Source organism: Nocardiopsis alba (assembly GCF_000710955.1).
Classification (GTDB): domain Bacteria; phylum Actinomycetota; class Actinomycetes; order Streptosporangiales; family Streptosporangiaceae; genus Nocardiopsis; species Nocardiopsis alba.
Genome location: NZ_BAZE01000001.1, coordinates 395,654 through 412,575, shown reverse-complemented (window position 1 = coordinate 412,575; position 16,922 = coordinate 395,654). Strand labels below are relative to the sequence as shown.

General features: G+C 70.2%; 17 protein-coding genes. 11 read left to right on the top strand and 6 right to left on the bottom strand.

Annotated features, from left to right (window positions below; genetic code table 11):
• Nucleotides 1–64 precede the first annotated feature (64 nt).
• From TR33_RS01720 to TR33_RS01700, 5 genes are all read left to right on the top strand, one after another.
• The gene (locus TR33_RS01720) at nucleotides 65–793 is read left to right on the top strand and encodes a YggS family pyridoxal phosphate-dependent enzyme (protein ID WP_014909038.1); all 729 of its coding nucleotides are present in this window, start codon (nucleotides 65–67) and stop codon (nucleotides 791–793) included.
• A 136-nt stretch (nucleotides 794–929) separates the two neighbouring features.
• Nucleotides 930–1,457, top strand: coding sequence for a cell division protein SepF (locus TR33_RS01715; protein ID WP_014908806.1), 528 nt, complete (start codon nucleotides 930–932; stop codon nucleotides 1,455–1,457).
• 39 nt (nucleotides 1,458–1,496) lie between these two features.
• Nucleotides 1,497–1,793 carry a YggT family protein gene (locus tag TR33_RS01710; protein ID WP_017534083.1) on the top strand — a complete coding sequence of 99 codons (297 nt, stop codon included), beginning with the start codon at nucleotides 1,497–1,499 and terminating at the stop codon, nucleotides 1,791–1,793.
• A 131-nt stretch (nucleotides 1,794–1,924) separates the two neighbouring features.
• The gene (locus tag TR33_RS01705; RefSeq protein ID WP_014908354.1) at nucleotides 1,925–2,806 is read left to right on the top strand and encodes a DivIVA domain-containing protein; all 882 of its coding nucleotides are present in this window, start codon (nucleotides 1,925–1,927) and stop codon (nucleotides 2,804–2,806) included.
• A gap of 71 nt (nucleotides 2,807–2,877) precedes the next feature.
• Complete coding sequence (locus TR33_RS01700; RefSeq protein ID WP_014909763.1) at nucleotides 2,878–4,416, top strand: midas domain-containing protein; 1,539 nt, start codon at nucleotides 2,878–2,880, stop codon at nucleotides 4,414–4,416.
• Nucleotides 4,417–4,471: 55 nt separating this feature from the next.
• Here the strand turns inward: TR33_RS01700 and ileS are convergent, their stop codons facing one another.
• Nucleotides 4,472–7,672: an isoleucine--tRNA ligase gene (gene ileS / locus TR33_RS01695; protein ID WP_017534082.1), complete on the bottom strand. Its 3,201-nt coding sequence runs from the start codon at nucleotides 7,670–7,672 to the stop codon at nucleotides 4,472–4,474.
• 380 nt (nucleotides 7,673–8,052) lie between these two features.
• Between ileS and TR33_RS01690 the strand changes: the two genes are divergently transcribed.
• The 5 genes from TR33_RS01690 to TR33_RS01670 all read left to right on the top strand — a co-directional run bounded on the left by TR33_RS01690 (nucleotide 8,053) and on the right by TR33_RS01670 (nucleotide 10,975).
• A complete protein-coding gene (locus TR33_RS01690; RefSeq protein ID WP_026124920.1) occupies nucleotides 8,053–8,313 on the top strand; it encodes a divalent-cation tolerance protein CutA in 261 nt (86 codons plus the stop codon).
• A gap of 66 nt (nucleotides 8,314–8,379) precedes the next feature.
• Nucleotides 8,380–8,928: a GNAT family N-acetyltransferase gene (locus TR33_RS01685; protein WP_042281279.1), complete on the top strand. Its 549-nt coding sequence runs from the start codon at nucleotides 8,380–8,382 to the stop codon at nucleotides 8,926–8,928.
• Nucleotides 8,929–9,045: 117 nt separating this feature from the next.
• Nucleotides 9,046–9,456: a TraR/DksA family transcriptional regulator gene (locus TR33_RS01680; RefSeq protein WP_014912766.1), complete on the top strand. Its 411-nt coding sequence runs from the start codon at nucleotides 9,046–9,048 to the stop codon at nucleotides 9,454–9,456.
• Between the two features lie 29 nt (nucleotides 9,457–9,485).
• A complete protein-coding gene (gene lspA, locus TR33_RS01675) occupies nucleotides 9,486–10,052 on the top strand; it encodes a signal peptidase II (protein WP_187294600.1) in 567 nt (188 codons plus the stop codon).
• Complete coding sequence (locus TR33_RS01670; RefSeq protein WP_014910717.1) at nucleotides 10,049–10,975, top strand: RluA family pseudouridine synthase; 927 nt, start codon at nucleotides 10,049–10,051, stop codon at nucleotides 10,973–10,975. Before lspA ends, TR33_RS01670 begins: the two co-directional genes overlap by 4 nt.
• A gap of 79 nt (nucleotides 10,976–11,054) precedes the next feature.
• Here TR33_RS01670 and TR33_RS01665 read toward each other — a convergent pair whose 3' ends face one another.
• A complete protein-coding gene (locus TR33_RS01665; protein ID WP_014912204.1) occupies nucleotides 11,055–12,104 on the bottom strand; it encodes a DMT family transporter in 1,050 nt (349 codons plus the stop codon).
• A 72-nt stretch (nucleotides 12,105–12,176) separates the two neighbouring features.
• Here TR33_RS01665 and TR33_RS01660 point away from each other — a divergent pair, with 72 nt between their 5' ends.
• A complete protein-coding gene (locus TR33_RS01660) occupies nucleotides 12,177–13,082 on the top strand; it encodes a LysR family transcriptional regulator (RefSeq protein WP_014912176.1) in 906 nt (301 codons plus the stop codon).
• A 21-nt stretch (nucleotides 13,083–13,103) separates the two neighbouring features.
• Here TR33_RS01660 and TR33_RS01655 read toward each other — a convergent pair whose 3' ends face one another.
• The 4 genes from TR33_RS01655 to TR33_RS01640 all read right to left on the bottom strand — a co-directional run bounded on the left by TR33_RS01655 (nucleotide 13,104) and on the right by TR33_RS01640 (nucleotide 16,916).
• Nucleotides 13,104–14,786, bottom strand: coding sequence for a thiamine pyrophosphate-dependent enzyme (locus tag TR33_RS01655; protein ID WP_014911869.1), 1,683 nt, complete (start codon nucleotides 14,784–14,786; stop codon nucleotides 13,104–13,106).
• 161 nt (nucleotides 14,787–14,947) lie between these two features.
• Nucleotides 14,948–15,262 carry an AzlD domain-containing protein gene (locus tag TR33_RS01650; RefSeq protein ID WP_026124919.1) on the bottom strand — a complete coding sequence of 105 codons (315 nt, stop codon included), beginning with the start codon at nucleotides 15,260–15,262 and terminating at the stop codon, nucleotides 14,948–14,950.
• Nucleotides 15,259–15,978, bottom strand: a complete 720-nt coding sequence (locus TR33_RS01645; protein WP_187294601.1) for an AzlC family ABC transporter permease — start codon at nucleotides 15,976–15,978, stop codon at nucleotides 15,259–15,261. The genes TR33_RS01650 and TR33_RS01645 overlap by 4 nt, the downstream gene beginning before the upstream one ends.
• Before the next feature lie 86 nt (nucleotides 15,979–16,064).
• Nucleotides 16,065–16,916: a helix-turn-helix domain-containing protein gene (locus TR33_RS01640; protein ID WP_014911209.1), complete on the bottom strand. Its 852-nt coding sequence runs from the start codon at nucleotides 16,914–16,916 to the stop codon at nucleotides 16,065–16,067.
• Nucleotides 16,917–16,922 lie beyond the last annotated feature (6 nt).

Genomic DNA, 16,922 nt, shown 5'->3' with positions numbered 1-16,922 from the left:
GGGCGGGGACCGTGTCCCCTCCTCCCGAGGATCACCACCACAGCAGGGAACAGAAGGAACAGTCGTGTCAGACATCGATCCCGCGCGCACCGAGCAGATCCGCGCCAACCTCCAGGCCGCGCGGGACAGGATCGAGGCGGCCTGCGCCAAGGCGGGGCGTTCCTCCTCCGAGGTGTCCCTGGTCGCGGTGACCAAGACCCACCCCGCCTCCGACGTGCGCGCCCTCGCCTCCCTGGGCGTCGTCGACGTCGGAGAGAACCGGGACCAGGAGGCCGCCCCCAAGGCCGCGGAGACCGCCGACCTCGATCTGACCTGGCACTTCGTGGGCCAGCTCCAGACGAACAAGGCCCGTTCGGTGGCCTCCTACGCCGACGTCGTGCACTCGGTGGACCGGGCCAGACTCGTCCGGGCCCTGGGCGACCGCGCGGCGGAGGCGGGGCGCACGTTGACCTGTCTGGTCCAGGTGAACCTCGACGACGACTCCGAGGCGGGTGTCCTGGGGCCGCGTGGCGGAGTGGACCCGTCCGACGCTCCCGGGATCGCCGACCTGATCGAAGAACATGAGGCGCTCTCCTTGGGCGGTGTCATGGCGGTCGCGCCCTTGGGAGGGGACCCGTACACCGCCTTCGGTCGACTTCACGAGGTGGCGGGGCGGATTCGTGATCGCTACCCTCGGGCAACGATGATCTCCGCCGGGATGAGCGGGGATCTGGAGGCGGCGATCGAGCGAGGAGCGACACACCTCCGCCTTGGTGCGGCGTTGCTCGGCGCCCGAGGGACGAACGTGGGGTAATGTCCCCACATAGACCTTGGGGCCTGTCTGTGGAGTTCGCCCGAATGGGCGCCCGCCCCGCCGTTGCGGGCGCAGGACAGGCGCAGACGGAGGAGTCGGCTTCGATCGGGGCCGCGAGGACGACGGAGGACATGAGATGGCCGGCGCGATGCGCAAGATGGCGGTCTACCTCGGCCTCGTGGAGGACGACCGTTACGATCACCGCTATGCGGACGAATATGATGAGTTCGACGATTTCGACGAAGGCGCGGAGGAGCAGCGTGACCGCGACGCCGATCCTGCGCGAGGCGGGGAAACACGAGGCGACGACGTGACGGACACCGGCGATTACCTGGGAACGGGTGAACGGCGCGGTGGCACCACCACGACCGCCTCTACCGCCGACCTGGCTCGGATCACCACGCTCCACCCGCGCACGTACAACGAGGCGCGTACGATCGGAGAGCATTTCCGGGAAGGTACGCCGGTGATCATGAACCTGACCGAGATGGTCGACAGCGACGCCAAGCGTCTGGTCGACTTCGCGGCTGGTCTGATCTTCGGTCTCCATGGCAGTATCGAACGCGTGACCAACAAGGTGTTCCTGCTGTCCCCGGCCAACGTCGAGGTGACCGCCGAAGACAAGGCGCGGATCGCCGAGCGAGGGTTCTTCAATCAGAGCTAGACCATCACATTTGTCCAGAGATTGGGTCGGGGAACGACCGTGAGTATCGTTCTGTCAGTGCTGTCCGCGCTGCTTCAGCTGTTTGTCTTCGTGCTGATCGCGAGGGTGGTACTGGAGATGGTGCAGTCCTTTTCGAGGGACTGGCGACCCAGCGGGTTCGTTCTCGTGCTCGCTGAGATCGTGTACACGATCACCGATCCGCCACTGAGGTTCCTGCGCAGGTTCATCAAACCGGTGAGGCTGGGGAGCATCGCACTCGACCTGAGTGTGCTGATCCTCTTCTTCGCCATCCTGCTTCTCCAGAGCATTCTGGCGAGGCTGGCGATGGGACTGTGACAGGGAAGGGCCAGGGCGAAAAAACCGCCCTGGATTCCGATATGTGGTCTTGGTCATGATCTGGATTGCCGTAAGGTCACGATCGGGTAGCGTCCCTACGGACAGACTCCAAGCGCGCCAAGGAGACGAACATGCCGCTGACACCCGCCGATGTGCGGAACAAGCAGTTCAGCACCACCCGGCTTCGGCCGGGATATGACGAAGAGGAAGTCGATGCCTTCCTCGACGAGGTCGAGTCGGAACTCGACCGGCTGATCCAGGAGAACGAGGAACTGCGCGGCAAGCTGGCCGAGTGCCTTCGAGGCAAGGTCCCCAACGCCGGTATGCAGGACTTCCAGCAGCCTCAGGAGCAGCAGGAGCCGCAGCAGCAGATGGAGCAGGTGCGCCCGGAGCCCGTGCAGGCGCAGCAGCCTGTCGAGCAGCCGGCCCAGCCGCCCGCCCCGATGCAGATGACCGGCGCCAACCTCGCCATGGGCGGTGAGGAGAACATGGACACGGCCGCCCGCGTCCTGGCCCTCGCCCAGCAGACCGCCGACCAGGCGATCAGCGACGCCCGCCGTGAGGCCGACGAGACCCTCGGCCGCGCCCGCCACGAGTCCGAGGACATCCTCGGCAAGGCGCGCCGTCAGGCCGACCAGATCATCGGTGAGGCCCGTGCCCGTTCCGAGAACCTCGACCGCGACGCCCAGGAGCGCCACCGTCAGGTCATGGGCAGCCTCGTCCAGCAGCGCGAGGAGCTCGAGCACAAGGTCAACGTGCTCAAGGACTTCGAGCGCGAGTACCGCAGCCGCCTGAAGGACTACTTCGAGCGTCAGCTGCGCGAGCTCAACGAAGAGGGCAAGTCGGTGGAGCCCAACCCGAACACCACGGGCGGCTTCCAGACGATGAACCCGCAGTCCGGCGGTGCCCCCGCGCTCCAGCAGCACGGCCCCGGCGGCAACCCGTTCGGTCAGCCCGAGCCCGCCCAGCACGGTGGTTTCCACCCGGGCGAGACCCCGCACGAGCGCCGCTGAGCTCTCGGCGGCAGGTAGCTCCGAACAACTGAAGACTCCAGCTCTACACGTGTAAAGGCCCTGGTCGACCCGTGATCCTTAGCATCCTCGCCACCGTGGCGGTGCTGGCGGCCATAGCCGTCATCGCGGCTGCTCTGGTGCTCGCCGAGACCACCCTGGTGTACATCGCACTGGGACTCGGCGGACTGAGCGTCCTCCTCCTACTGGGGGCGCTCCTCCAAGGCAGGTTCGGCAAGGACGGACCGGGAACGGTACGGACGGGCGGTTTGGGGAAGTCGTCCGTCCCCATGACGACCGGGCCGGGGGCCGGCATCGCGCCGGGCCCCGTGTGGGAGCAGGAGCCGACAGGGCGCGTACCCGCACCGGCCGAACCGCCGGTGCGGGTCACCCCTGTGGGGGAGACCTTCGAGACGCACCGAACGGACGACGGTGCGGAGGACCCCGAGTTCGAGATCCCCCGTTGGGAGACCCCCACCGCGGGCGATCGGACCGAACCGGTCATGGCGGCCCGGACCCCGCCCCACACCGAGACCCCCACCGCGGGCGACGACGCCCGCGACGAGACCACCTCCGCCCCCGAGGCCACGACGGCCGAGGAGGAGCGGGAGGAGCACGAAGACCTCGTGAAGGCCGAGCCCGAAGAGGGATCGGCCTCCGAACCCGTCGAGGAGCCCACGACCGTCACGGAACCGGAGGAGGCCTCCACCCCGGTGGAGCCCGAACCGGAGACCGTGACCGCGGTGGAGGAACCCGTCGGGGAACCCGGGCCGGCCCCCGTGGCCGAGGCTCGGGAGGACATCGACCGGAGAGAGTCCGAGGAACCCTCGGAGACCGCCGGCACGAAGGACGACGAGTCCGCGACCGACGACGACACGCGCGAACCGGAGACCTCCGAGAGCGACACCGCGGTCGAGCGGACCGAACCGTCGGAGCGGGAGGGGGCCTCCGAGGCCCTCACCGCCCCGGAGGAGGACGAGAACGCCCCGGCCGGTGCTTCGGCCACCACCGACCCCGATACGCCCGTCTCCGGCGACATGGACCTCGAGGAGGAGGCCGCGTCCGAGGAGACGGGGCCGATCTCCGACGAGAACGTCGAGACCTCGGAGAGGTCGGACGAGACCGGGACGGACGACGCGCCGGCCGTTATCGACACGGCCGATGAGGTCGACGAGGAGAAGACCGAAGAGCCCTCCCCGACCTCCGAGACCGTGACGGAGCCGACCGAGGTCGAAGGGGCGGACGAGCGCGAGGACACGGAGGATCCGATCGCGCCGGTCGCCGCGGAGGCGACGGAGGACACCTCGGCCTCCGACACGCCGGACGAGACGACCGACGCCTCGACCGGGGACGACACCGAGGTCCGGGACGAGGACGAGGCCCCCGAAGAGGCGGAGAAGACCTCCGACAAGGCCGAGAAGGACCCCCCGGAACCCGAGGAGACCTCCGGGACGGACCCCGAGGACGACACCGACGGCGAAGACACCGAACGGTCGACGAAGGAGGAGGACGCCGCGATCGCCTACGCGGCCATCCTCGACGAGACCGTCGACGCCGACGAAGAGGAACGCGACCGGGCCGAGGGTCGCAAGGACTCCTCCTACAGCGGCTGAGAACGAGACGAAGGGCACCGCCTCCCCACGGGAGACGGCGCCCTTCGTCGTCGTATCAGGCCTTGCGGAAGGTGAAGGTCACACCGAACTCCTCGGACCGGGTCGAGTGCGGGGTGTCCTCTCCCGCGCCCGCCACGAAGCTGTCGGCCAGCACCTCACCGGCGATGGTCCGCGCGTGCTCCTCCAGCGTCAGCCGGACGGTCTCGTCCTCGGTGGCCCACCACACGTGGATCCGGTCGGAGACCTCCAGGCCGCTGTTCTTGCGGGCCTCCTGGAGCATCCGGACCATCTCCCGGGCCAGACCCGCGCGGCGCAGCTCCGGGGTCAGCTCCAGGTCCAGCGCGACGGTCTCTCCGGACTCGGAGGCCACCGCCCAGCCCTCACGGGGCTGCTCGGTCACCAGGATCTCGTCGGCGCTCACGTCCACCGACTCGCCCTCGACCGTCACCTGAGCCCAGCCGGTAGCGCGCACCCGCTCGACCAGGGCGGCCGGGTCCGCGCTCTGAACGGCCTTGGCCACCAGCGGCGTGCGCTTGGCGAACCGTTTGCCCAACGCTCGGAAGTTCGGCTTGACGACGTAGTCCACGAGGTCGCCGCCGACCGAGGACAGGGAGTCCAGACCGGCCACGTTGAGCTCGTCGGACACCTGGTCGCGCAGCTGCTCCGGCAGGTCGGCGAAGCCGGGGGCCCCGACCAGGGCGCGGGCCAGCGGCTGACGGGTGCGCAGCGCCGAGTCGACGCGGGCCGAACGGCCCAGCTCCACCAGACGACGGGCCAGCGCCATCTGCTCGGACAGCGCGGGGTCGATCAGGTCCTCGTTCACCCGGGGCCAGGAGGCCAGGTGGACCGAGTCGGCGGCCTCGGGGCGGCGCAGCGCCGACCACACGTGGTCGGTCAGGAACGGCACGACCGGGGCCATGAGCAGGGTGACGGTCTCCAGCGCCTCGAACAGCGTCGCGAAGGCGGCGGCGCCCTCGGGGCTCTGGGCCCCGCGCCAGAACCGGCGGCGGGAACGTCGCACGTACCAGTTGGAGATGTCGTCGACGAACGCGGTCAGACGACGCCCCGCGCCGGTGGTGTCGAACTCCTCCATCGCCTTGGTGACGTCGCGGACGACCTCGTTGAGCTCCGAGAGCAGCCACCGGTCCAGCATCGGACGGTCCTGGGGAGCGGGGGCCTGGGCCAGCAGCGAGTGGTCCCAACCGGAACCGGCGTTGGCGTACAGAGTGAAGAACGAGGTGGTGCTGTAGTAGGTCAGCAGCACCTTGCGGACGATCTCCTCCAGAGCCGCGTGACCGACCCGGCGGGCGGTCCAGGGCGATCCGGAGGCCAGCATGAACCAGCGCAGGGCGTCGGCGCCGTGGCGGTCCATCACCGGGATGGGCTCCATGACGTTGCCCAGGTGCTTGCTCATCTTGCGGCCGTCCTCGGCGAGGATGTGGCCCAGGACGACCACGTTCTCGTAGGAGTTACGACCGAACACCAGGGTGCTGACCGCCAGCAGCGAGTAGAACCAGCCGCGGGTCTGGTCGATGGCCTCGGAGATGTACTGGGCCGGGAAGTTGGCCTTGAAGGTCTCCTCGTCGACGTGCGGGGCGCCCCACTGCGCGAAGGGCATCGAACCCGAGTCGAACCAGGCGTCGATCACCTCGGGGACACGACGGGCGACCCGCTGCTCCTCGGGCAGGGAGGGGTCGGCGTCCGGGTCGGGGATGACGATGTCGTCGACGTAGGGACGGTGCGGGTCCAGCGAGGACAGGTCCTGGCCGCTGAGCTCGCTCAGCTCGGCCAGGGAGCCCACACAGATCCGGCGGCCATCGGGGAACTCCCAGATCGGGAGCGGGGTACCCCAGTAACGGTTACGGGACAGGGCCCAGTCGACGTTGCCGCGCAGCCACTCGCCGAAGCGACCCTCCTTGACGTTCTCCGGCACCCAGTTGGTGACCTCGTTCTGGGCGAGCAGCTCGTCCTTGATCCGGGTGGTGCGGATGTACCAGGACGGCACGGCGTAGTAGAGCAGCGCCGTGTGGCAGCGCCAGCAGTGCGGGTAGGAGTGCTCGTAGTTCAGGTGACGGAAGAGCAGACCGCGGTCCTTGAGGTCGCGGACCAGCGTCTTGTCGGCCTCCTTGAAGAACACCCCGCCCACCAGGGGGAGGTCCTCCTCGAAGGTGCCGTCGGCGCGGACCGGGTTGACCACGGGCAGACCGTAGGCGCGGCAGACCGTCATGTCGTCGGCACCGAAGGCCGGCGACTGGTGCACCAGACCGGTACCGTCCTCGACGGTGACGTAGTCGGCGAGGACCACGAAGTGCGCCGGTTCGTCGAAGGGGACGAGGTCGAAGGGGCGCTGGTAGGTCCAACGCTCCATCTCGTCGCCCTCGTAGCGTTCGCCGGTGAGCTCCCAGCCCTCGCCGAGCACCTGCTCGAACAGGGGCGCGGCGACGATGAGACGCTCATCGCCGTCGGTGGCCACCACGTACTCGACGTCGGGGTGCACGGCCACGGCGGTGTTGGAGACCAGGGTCCACGGGGTGGTGGTCCACACCAGCAGGGAGGTCGGGTGCTCGGGGGCGGCCGCCGGGCCGGAGGTCACCGGGAACCGCACGTAGACGGAGGGGTCGGTGACGGTCTCGTACCCCTGGGCCAGCTCGTGGTCGGAGAGCGTGGTGCCACAGCGCGGGCAGTAGGGGCTGATCCGGTAGTCGCGGACCAGCAGGTCCTTCTCCCAGATCCGCTTCAGGGCCCACCAGACGGACTCCACGTACCGCGGGTCCATCGTGCGGTAGGCGTCCTCCATGTTCACCCAGTAGCCCATGCGCTCGGTCATGGCGGTGAAGGCGTCCACGTTGCGCAGGACGGACTCACGGCAACGGTCGTTGAACTCGGCGATGCCGAAGGCCTCGATGTCCTTCTTGCCGCTCAGACCGAGTTCCTTCTCCACGGCCACCTCGACGGGCAGGCCGTGGCAGTCCCAGCCGGCCTTGCGGTCGACGTGGTAACCGCGCATCGTACGAAAACGCGGGAAGACGTCCTTGAACGCGCGGGCCTCGACGTGGTGCACGCCGGGCTGTCCGTTCGCGGTGGGCGGGCCCTCGTAGAAGACCCAGTTCTCGTTGCCGCGGGTCTGGTCCAGGGAGCGCTGGAAGACGTTCTCCTTCGACCAGCGGCCGAGGATCTCGCGCTCCATCGCGGGCAGGTCGATCTGAGCGGGCAGTTGGGGCAGCGCGCGGGATTCGGGCCGGGGGTCGTCGGTCACCGTCGTACCTTTCTCCATCAGGGATGTTCCTGACGGAGGGACGAGGCCTGGGCCCCGCGGTACCACCCTCCTTGGAGCCGCGGCCGTGACCGCTGGGCGGTTCGGCGGCGGGTCCCGCTTCATTGGGTCAACGCCGGTTCTACTGGGGCGGATCCACGATTTCTCGGGACGGGCGCCTGTTCCTCCGGCCGCTCCGGGGTGATCTTCGCGCTGGTCGTACCCCCGGGCTCACACCGTCCCCGGGTCGCTTGGCCGGTCCAGCCCCTCATAGGCTGTGTCCGCCCGGTCGGGGCCAACGCTACTCGTCCCCATCGACACGGGTTCAGGATAACGCAGTACGGCGAGGTAGGCCGCTGAACCGTACAGGAAGGGGCGCGGTGATGGTGGAGCGTACACGGGGGACGGTACTGGTGACCCTGCCCGACCGCGAGGACGCGGACGAGTTGGCCGAACAGCTCCTGGAACAGGGTTACGAGCCCTGCGCGGTGCATCGGGACATGCTCGCGGGGGAGGACGACGCCGAGGACGTCGACTGGGTGATCGAGGTGTCGACCGGTCCGCACGGAGGCCCCGCCGTCTTCGACGAACCGCACCTGTCCCTCCTGGCCGAGGACTACGGGGGCTTCGCCGTCGCCGAGTGACCGATATGGGGCCATCGGGCCCTAGGGCCCTGGTCGGGCGGGTACCTCGGGACGATGATGGTGGGCATGACGATCCGTGAGGCACGGCCCGACGACGCACCGTCCATCGCCGAGGTCCACGTCCGTTCCTGGCAGGCGGCCTACCGGGGGATCATCCCCGACGAGCTCCTGGACGGTCTCGACCCCGAACGGCTCACCCGGATGTGGAAGGCCCGTCTCCGTGAGGGTAGGGGCGGGGACGGCGTCCTCGTGGCGCAGGAACGGGACGGGGTCGTGGCCTTCGCCGGCTTCGAGACGACGGACGCTCCCCGGGGGACGGAGGGGGAGGGGACCCGGGTCGTGGACCTGGGCGCCTTCTACTCACTGCCCTCGGTGTGGGGCAGTGGGGTCAATCAGAGACTGGTCACCGCCGTGCACTCGGCGATGGACGGATGCCCCGAGGACCGGGCGGTGCTGTGGGTGCTGTCCGCCAACACCCGAGCCCGCCGTTTCTACGAGGCGCAGGGGTGGGAGGACACCGGCACCGTCGTCGATCGGGGGATGTTCGGCGGCACGATCGTGCGGCCGACCGCGCTCTACCACCGTCCGATCCGGCGGCCGGGATCGTTGCCTTGAACCGGTTCATTGCCTAGGCTTCGCGGCATCATCGCCCACGGCAACGCGTAGGGGGCGCGCCCTCGTGGTCCGGTCAGGGGTGCGGGGGATCCGTGGGCCACCCGAAAGGGGAGTGCGATGAAGGTCACCCAGGCGGCGAGGCTACCGGTCCGGGCGGGGGAGAGCCCGTGGACCCCCGAGGAGCTCGCCGAGGTCAGAGGTCTGCTGGAGATCGAGATCGAGGTCCGCAAGGCCGAGCTCAGGGAGAACGAGGACGAGGTCGCCGAGCGGCTCACCGACCCGGTCGAAGGGGCGGGGGACGACCCCGCGGACGTCGGCGCCAAGGCCTTCCAACGCGAACACGATCTGGCGTTGGCCTACAATACTCGTGACCTGCTCGCCATGAGCGAACGGGCGATCGAACGGATGGACGCGGGGACCTACGGGGCCTGTGAGTCATGTGGCCAGGCCATCGGCAAGGCGCGTCTCCAGGCCTTTCCCAGGGCCACCCTGTGCGTCACATGCAAACAGCGCGAGGAGCGTCGCTGACCGAGATGGAGCCCTCCGGGGACGGCAACATGGCCACGACCGACGAGAAGAGCGCCCGCCCGCGCAGGTACCTACTCCTGCTGCTGGTGGCGGTCGCCGCGATCGCCGTCGACTTCGCCACCAAGGAATGGGCCCTGGCGACCTTCCGCCAGGGCGAGAGCGTCGACGTGATCGGGAGTTTCCTACAGTTCACCCTGGTGTTCAACACCGGTGCCGCCTTCTCGATGGGCACCGAGTACACGTGGGTGTTCACCATCGTGGCCACCCTCGTGGTCCTCGGGATCGCCTACATCGGTCTCCGGGTGCGCAGCGTGTGGTGGGGGATCACGCTCGGATTGATGATGGGCGGTGCGGCCGGCAACCTCGTCGACCGTTTCTTCCGTGAACCGGAACCCTTCCACGGGGCCGTCGTCGATTTCATCCGGCTGCCCAACTGGCCGGTGTTCAACCTCGCCGACTCCTGCGTGGTGGTCGGGGCCTGCCTGGTGGTCTTCCTGACCTTCAGGGGGATCGACCTCGACGGGACCCTGGCCTCGGACGACAAGACCGAGGCGACCACCGGTGAGGACGACGGCGAGGGACGGAAGAACACATGAGCGACACCAGGAGCCTGCCGGTACCGGACGGTCTGGAGGGCGACCGGCTCGACTCCGCGATCGCGCGGATGTTCGGCCTGTCCCGGACCCGGGCCGCCGAACTCATCGGTGACGGGAACGTCCTGCTGGACGGGACCGAGGCGGGCAAGTCCGACCGTGTCCAGGCGGGGGCCTGGCTGGAGGTCACCCTTCCGCCGCCGCCCACCGCTCCGGTCCCGCGCGCCGAACCCGTCCCGGGTATGACCATCGTGCACGAGGACGCCGACATCATCGTGGTCGACAAGCCGATCGGCGTGGTGGCCCACCCCACCGTCGGTTGGACCGGTCCCAGCGTCCTGGAGGGGCTGTTGGCCTCCGGTGTGCAGCTGGCGACCAGCGGCGCGGCGGAACGCCAGGGCATCGTGCACCGGTTGGACGCCAACACGACCGGCCTGATGGTGGTCGCCAAGAGCGAGACCGCCTACAGCGTGCTCAAGCGGGCGTTCAAGGAGCGCACCGTGGACAAGCGCTACCACACGCTCGTCCAGGGACACCCGGACCCGTTCCGGGGCACGGTGGACGCCCCGATCGGTCGGCACCCCGCCGGTGACGGTCGATGGGCCGTGGTCGCGGGCGGACGCCCCTCGATCACCCACTACGACACGGAGGAGGCCTTCCGGGCCGCCACCCTGTTGGAGATCAAGCTGGAGACGGGGCGTACCCACCAGATCCGGGTGCACATGGCGGCGCTGCGCCACCCCTGTGTGGGGGACATGCTCTACGGCGCCGACCCCACCCTGGCCGAGCGGCTGGGTGTGCGGCGTCAGTGGCTGCACGCGGTCCGGCTGGGCTTCGACCACCCGACCGAGCACCGGCCGGTGGAGTTCTCCAGCCCCTACCCCGACGACCTGGCCGAGGCCGTGGAGCGGCTCCGCGAGGAGTAGCCCGCGTACGAGGCCCGATCGCCCGTGTCCCGCGTTCTCTCGCGGGGCGCGGGCGATCTCGTGTCCCCGTCCCTGAGACTCAGGGACGGGGGGTCGTGCCGGGGCCCCGCGTGCCCACGGGGGTCTCGGGTGTCTCCGGGGCGGTGGCCGTCGGTCGTGGGCGGGCGTCGTGGTCCGGGGAGCGTGTTCCGGCGCGGGTCGCGCGGGGTGAACGCAGGAGCCCCTGGCACAGGGCCGCGCCCAGGATGATCACGAGGGCGCCCAACGGCTGATTCCAGCTCAGGGTCTCGCCCATGAGCACGATCCCGGCGCCGATCGCCACCACCGGCACCACGTAGGTGACCGTGGTCGCCACCGTCGCCCCCGCGGCACGCACGATGCCGTACTGGAGGACGTAGGCGAAACCGGTCCCGAGGACGCCCAACGTCGCCACGGCCAAGGCCGCCCTCCAGGTCAGGTCGGTGGGTATCCCGCCCGCCCAGGGGGCGATCAGGAGCAGGGGTACCGAGCCGAGCAGCAGTTGGAGGGCGCTCAGCTCCAGGGCCCCGTGCGAGGTGCCCGCGACGAACCGGCGCAGGTAGGGGGTGCCGATTCCATAGCAGGCGGTGGCCCCCACCACCAGGAGCATGCCGATCAGGGAGTCGCGATCCTCCATCACCGAGACCTCCAGGGAGTTCCACACCCCGAAGACGGTGAGCACGCCGAGGAAGCCGATGGCCAGTCCCAGCAGGCGGTCGCGGTCGGGGCGTTCGTCGGACAGCAGCAGGATCGAGAACACCACTCCGAACAGCGGGGTCGAGGCGTTGACGATCCCCATCAGGGCCGACGGTATGAGCTGCCCTGCGTAACCGAACAGGGTGAAGGGGATCGTGTTGAGCAGCAGGGCGGCCACGAACAGGTGGCCCCACAGCCGGGGAGAGGTGGGCAGGCGGCCTCCGCGTAGGAGCAGGACCGCGAGCAGGGGCAGGGCCCCGGTCAGCATGCGTCCCAGGGAGAGCTGGACGGGGGTCAACACCTCGGCGCCGACACGGATCAGGACGAAGCTCATGCCCCAGACCAGGGCGAGGACGGCGAACTTGGCGCGCCAGCCCGACAGCGAGTGGGCGAGCCCGGTGGAAGAGGTGGCCATGGGATGTTTCTATCCCGTACTTATTCTTAGGTCTACTTCATTCTTCTAAACTCAGAAGTTAGTATCTCTTACATGCTCAGTGTCGACCGGCTCCGGGTCCTGCACGCCATCGCCGTCCACGGTTCCCTCAGCGCGGCCTCCCAGGCCCTCCACGTCACCAACTCGGCCGTCTCCCAACAACTCGCCAAACTCGAACGCGAGGTCGGCCAACCCCTCGTCGAACGCAACGGCCGCGGGGTGCGACTGACCGCCGCCGCCGAACTCCTCGTCGACCACGCCTCCCGGATCCTCTCGCTGGTCCACCAGGCCGAGGCCGACCTGGAGGCCCACCGCGACGACGTCACCGGTCACCTGCGCCTGTCGGCGATCCCCACCGCCATCCGCGGGCTGCTCCCACGGGCCCTGCTCGCGCTACGCGAGGAACACCCCGGGCTGCACGTGGAACTGAGTGAGGAGGAGCCCCACGAGATCCTGCCCTCCATGATGCGGGGAGAGGCCGACATGGCCCTGGTCGTGGATTGGGACGGGGCCCCGATGCCCCTGCCCGAAGGCATGTCGCGGGCCCCCATCACCGACGACGTCAGCGATATCGCCCTACCCGCCGACCACCCGCTGGCCCACAGCGAACTCCTCCAACTCGACGAGATCCTCGACCTTCCGTGGATCAGCTGGTCGCGCGGCTCCATCTGCGACGACTGGCTGCACGACATGATCCGACGGCGCGGCGGCGAACCCCGGATCGTGCACAACGTCGAGGAACACCAGACCAAACTGGCGCTGATCGCGGCCGGGATCGGCGCCGCCGTCATGCCGCGCATGGGAAGGGGACCCCTGCCCGAAGGGGTGAGGATGATCCCGGTCCAACCCGCCCTGGTCCGGCAGGTCTACGTCTTCTGGCGCACCGACGCATCGCGGCGACCCGCCATCCGCGCCGTCGTCCGCGCCCTGCGCGAGGCCGCGGTGGGAGAGGACGAGTGACCCTGCCGGCCGGGGCGGGCCTCAGACCTCGCCCAACAGATCCGACATGGTCGCGGTCGGACTGATCACCTCCGGATCGGTGCGCACGTCCACCAGGGTCGGCAGCTCCGCGGTGACCGCCTCGGACAGGGCCTTCTCCAGCTCCTCCCGGGTGTGCACGGTGGCGCCCCGCGCTCCCAACGCCCGGGCGTAGCCGGCCAGGTCCAACGGGCCGCCGATCTCGGTTCCGGCGATCCGTCCGAGCCGACGGGCCTGGTGCATGGCGATGGTCCCGTACAGACCGTTCTGGAACACCACCACGGTCACGGCCGCCCCCGTACGGACCGCCGTCTCCAGTTCCTGACCGGTCATCAACGCGCCGCCGTCGCCGGCCACCGCCACCACCGTGCGTTCCGGCGCGGCGAGTTTGGCGGCGATCGCGGCCGGTACCGCGTAGCCCATGGCGCCGCTGGTCGGCGCGAGCTGGGTGTTCGCGTGCCGATACCACCAGCCCCGGTGGAGGAAGGAGGCGAAGTTACCGGCGTCGTTGGTGATGAGGGTGTCCTCCGGAAGGGCGTCCCGCATACCGGCGATCACCGCCCACGGGTGCATACGCGAGCCCCGGTGGAGCTCGACGTCGGAGGGCACCGCCGAGCTCTCGATCCACAGCCTTCGGGCCGCGCTCCAATCCCGGTAGAGCGGCCGGCCCGGGGCCAGGGCCAGTGAACGCAGCGCCTCCCCGGCGTCGGCCACGGCACCCGCCCACACGTCCTTGGTGGCGCCCACCTGTTCCGGGTCGATGTCGATCTGGGCCACCCGGGTGCGCCCGTCGGACTCGGGGAGCCGGTACCCCTGGGTGGTGGTCTCGCTCATCCGACAGCCCACCACCAGGACCGCGTCGGCGTCGGCCAACGCCCCCAGGACCGCGCTGGGCGCCCCCAGACCGAGGTGGCCCAGGTACAGCGGATGGTCGTTGGGGAACACGTCCTGGCGGCGCCAGGCCGCGTAGACGCCGGCGCTGTAGCGTTCGGCCACCCGCACCAGGTCCTCGCGCGCGGCCCGGGCCCCGCCGCCGGCGATGATCACCGGTCGTACGGCCCGGGTCAGCCAGGAGGCCAGCCGGTCGCGGTCCTCCTCCGAGAGGGGCGGGCGCGGCGGGGACATCGGACGGGGGGTCGGCACCTCGCCCACCCGTTGCCCGAACAGGTCTCCCGGTACCGCGATCGCCACCGGGCCGGGGCGGCCGGTGGTGGCGATCCTGATCGCCCGGGCCGTGATCTCGGCCAGCCGGTCCGCCCGGTGGACCGTGGTGGACCACTTGGTGATGGGCGCGTAGAAGGCGGTCAGGTCCACCTCCTGGAAGGCCTCGCGACCCAGCCGTTCGGTCTCGGCCTGGCCGAGGAAGACGATCATGGGGGTGGAGTCCTGCATGGCGGTGTGCACCCCCACCGCCAGGTTGGACGCGCCCGGACCTCGGGTGGCCGCGGCGACGGCGGGGACCCCGGTGAGTTTGGCGTCGGCCTCGGCCATGAAGGCGGCGCCGCCCTCGTGCCGGGTGGAGATCAACCGCATCCCGGGGTGTCGGTCGATGGCGTCGGACAGTTCGAGGAAGCTCTCCCCGGGGACGGTGTAGCAGCGTTGGATCCCGGCCGCGGCCAGGACCTCCACCGCCGCGTGGGCGGCGGTGTCGGTGGGGGGTTGGGGCCGTTGTGCGGCAGTGGCCATGGAGGCGGGTCCTTCCATCGTCGCAAGGTCCTCTCAAGGCGTACCGGGACGAGCGTGTCCCGGGTGACATGCGGCCGACTCTCGCAGGCCTCCCGAGGCCGGTCAAGGCCGGAACAAAAGGCCTGTGGACAAGCCGCCACAAGTCACCCGGATCCCTCGGCTCAGAGCCCGAAGGCGCGCATCGCGGCTGTCGTGGCGGCCGCCACGACGACCACGACCAGGAAGGGCGCCCGCAGGGCGAGGGCGAGCACGGCCGCGCCCACCCCGGCCATGCGGGCGGTGTCCCAGGCCAACGCCTGTCCCTCTCCCCGCAGGGCCTCCACCGCGATCAGGGCCGCGAGCAGGGCGACGGGGACCGCGACCGCGAACCTCTGGACCCAGGGGTGGTCCAGCAGGCGTCGAGGGGCGGCCATCCCCGCGTACTTGAGCAGATAGCATCCGGCGGCGGTGGCGATCAGGGCGATCCACAGGCTCATGCCCCCACCTCCTCGGAGCGGCTCTCGGAGGAGGGCCTCGTCCGCCCTCCGGTGCCGATCAGCGCGATGGCGGCGGCGGAGGCGGCCAGCAGCACGGGGACCCCGGGCGGCAGCAGAGGGGTGGTCGCCAGGGCCACGCCCGCGCCCACCAACGCGATCAGGCGGGTACGGCCGTCTCCGTCACGGAGCCGCGGCCACAGGAGCCCCAGGAAGATCGCGGGCCCCACCGCGTCCAGGCCGAACGCGTCGATGTCGCTCACCCGTTCCGTGGCCAGAGCCCCCACCAGGGTGAAGAGCACCCAGAAGACCCCCAACACGACGTAGGTCGTCAGGAAGGCGGTCCGGGCGGACCGCCGGTCCGGTTGGGCCAGGGTCACGGCGGTGGTCTCGTCGATCACCCCGTGGGCGGCCGCGGCGCGCCGGAACCCCCTCCAGCCGAGGACGTCGGTCAGTCGTAGCCCGTACAGGGTGTTGCGGGCGCCCAGGAGCAGTGCGCCCAAGGCGCCCGCGACGAGGCTTCCGCCCCCCGCGATCACCCCGACCAGGGCGAACTGGGAGGCCCCGGTGAACATGAACGCGCTCAGGAACACGGATTGCGCGGGGGAGAGCCCCGCGGCGACGGCGGCCGTACCGAAGGCCAGGCCGGCGGCGCCCACGGCGATACCGATACCCAGGCTGTCCCGGACGGCCGGGGAACGTAGTCGAGACAAGAACATCACGTTCGCCCACGTTAGGCGGGTCCGGGCGTTCCGTCTTGAACGTTCTTGCCGCCTCGGGGCCGGCGGAGAGGCGGTGGTCCGTCTCAGGGGGACAGGAGGGCCCGTTGGTAGGCGCCGGGAGGCACCCCCAGATGGCGGCGGAAGTGGCGGGTCAGGTGGGGCTGGTCGGCGAACCCGACCTCCGAGGCGACCTCGCCCACCGGTCGGCCCGCGGCCAGCAGGGTCCGGGCCCGGTCCACCCGCAGCTGGTTCAGGTACGCGTGCGGCGGAAGCCCGTAGCGGGAACGGAAGGCCCGGTTGAGAGCGAAGGGCCCCAGACCCACCCGGGCGGCCAGCTCCTCCAGGGACGGCGGATCGGTCAGAGCCCCGGTCAGCAGCTCGCGGGCCAGCTCCACCTCGGGCCGGGCGGTGGGTTCGACGACGTTCCCGACCGGTTCCCGCCCATGGGAGCGCAACAGCATCGCCAGCCCACGCCGGAGCAGGGCGGAGGAGGTCAGGCGTTCCCCCCGCTCGGCGGCCATATGCGCGGCCACCAGGACCCGGGAGACCTCGGGGGCGTCGATTCCGGACTCGCGGAAACCGGGGGTCCCGCGCATCCCGAGCTCGCGCCCGACCCCCTCGACCACCTCGCGGGCCGGGTAGAAGACCCGGTAGCCCCACCCTTCCGGGATCCCGGCGTGTCCGGTGTGCACCTCGCCGGGGCCGACGACCGCCAGCCCGCCGGGACCGACCCGGGACCGGCCTCCGGGATGGGAGTACTCCTCGATCCCCCCGGTGATCATCCCGATCGTGTACGTGGGGTGGGTGTGCCGGGTGAAGGAGGTGGTGACGAAGCGAGCGGTGAGGAGTTCGGTATCGGGCAGCCCGGAGAACCGCCAGTACCGCGCGCGTTCCACACGCGGGTCCTCGACGGTGGGGTGGACTTCGTCGGGCATGCCCAT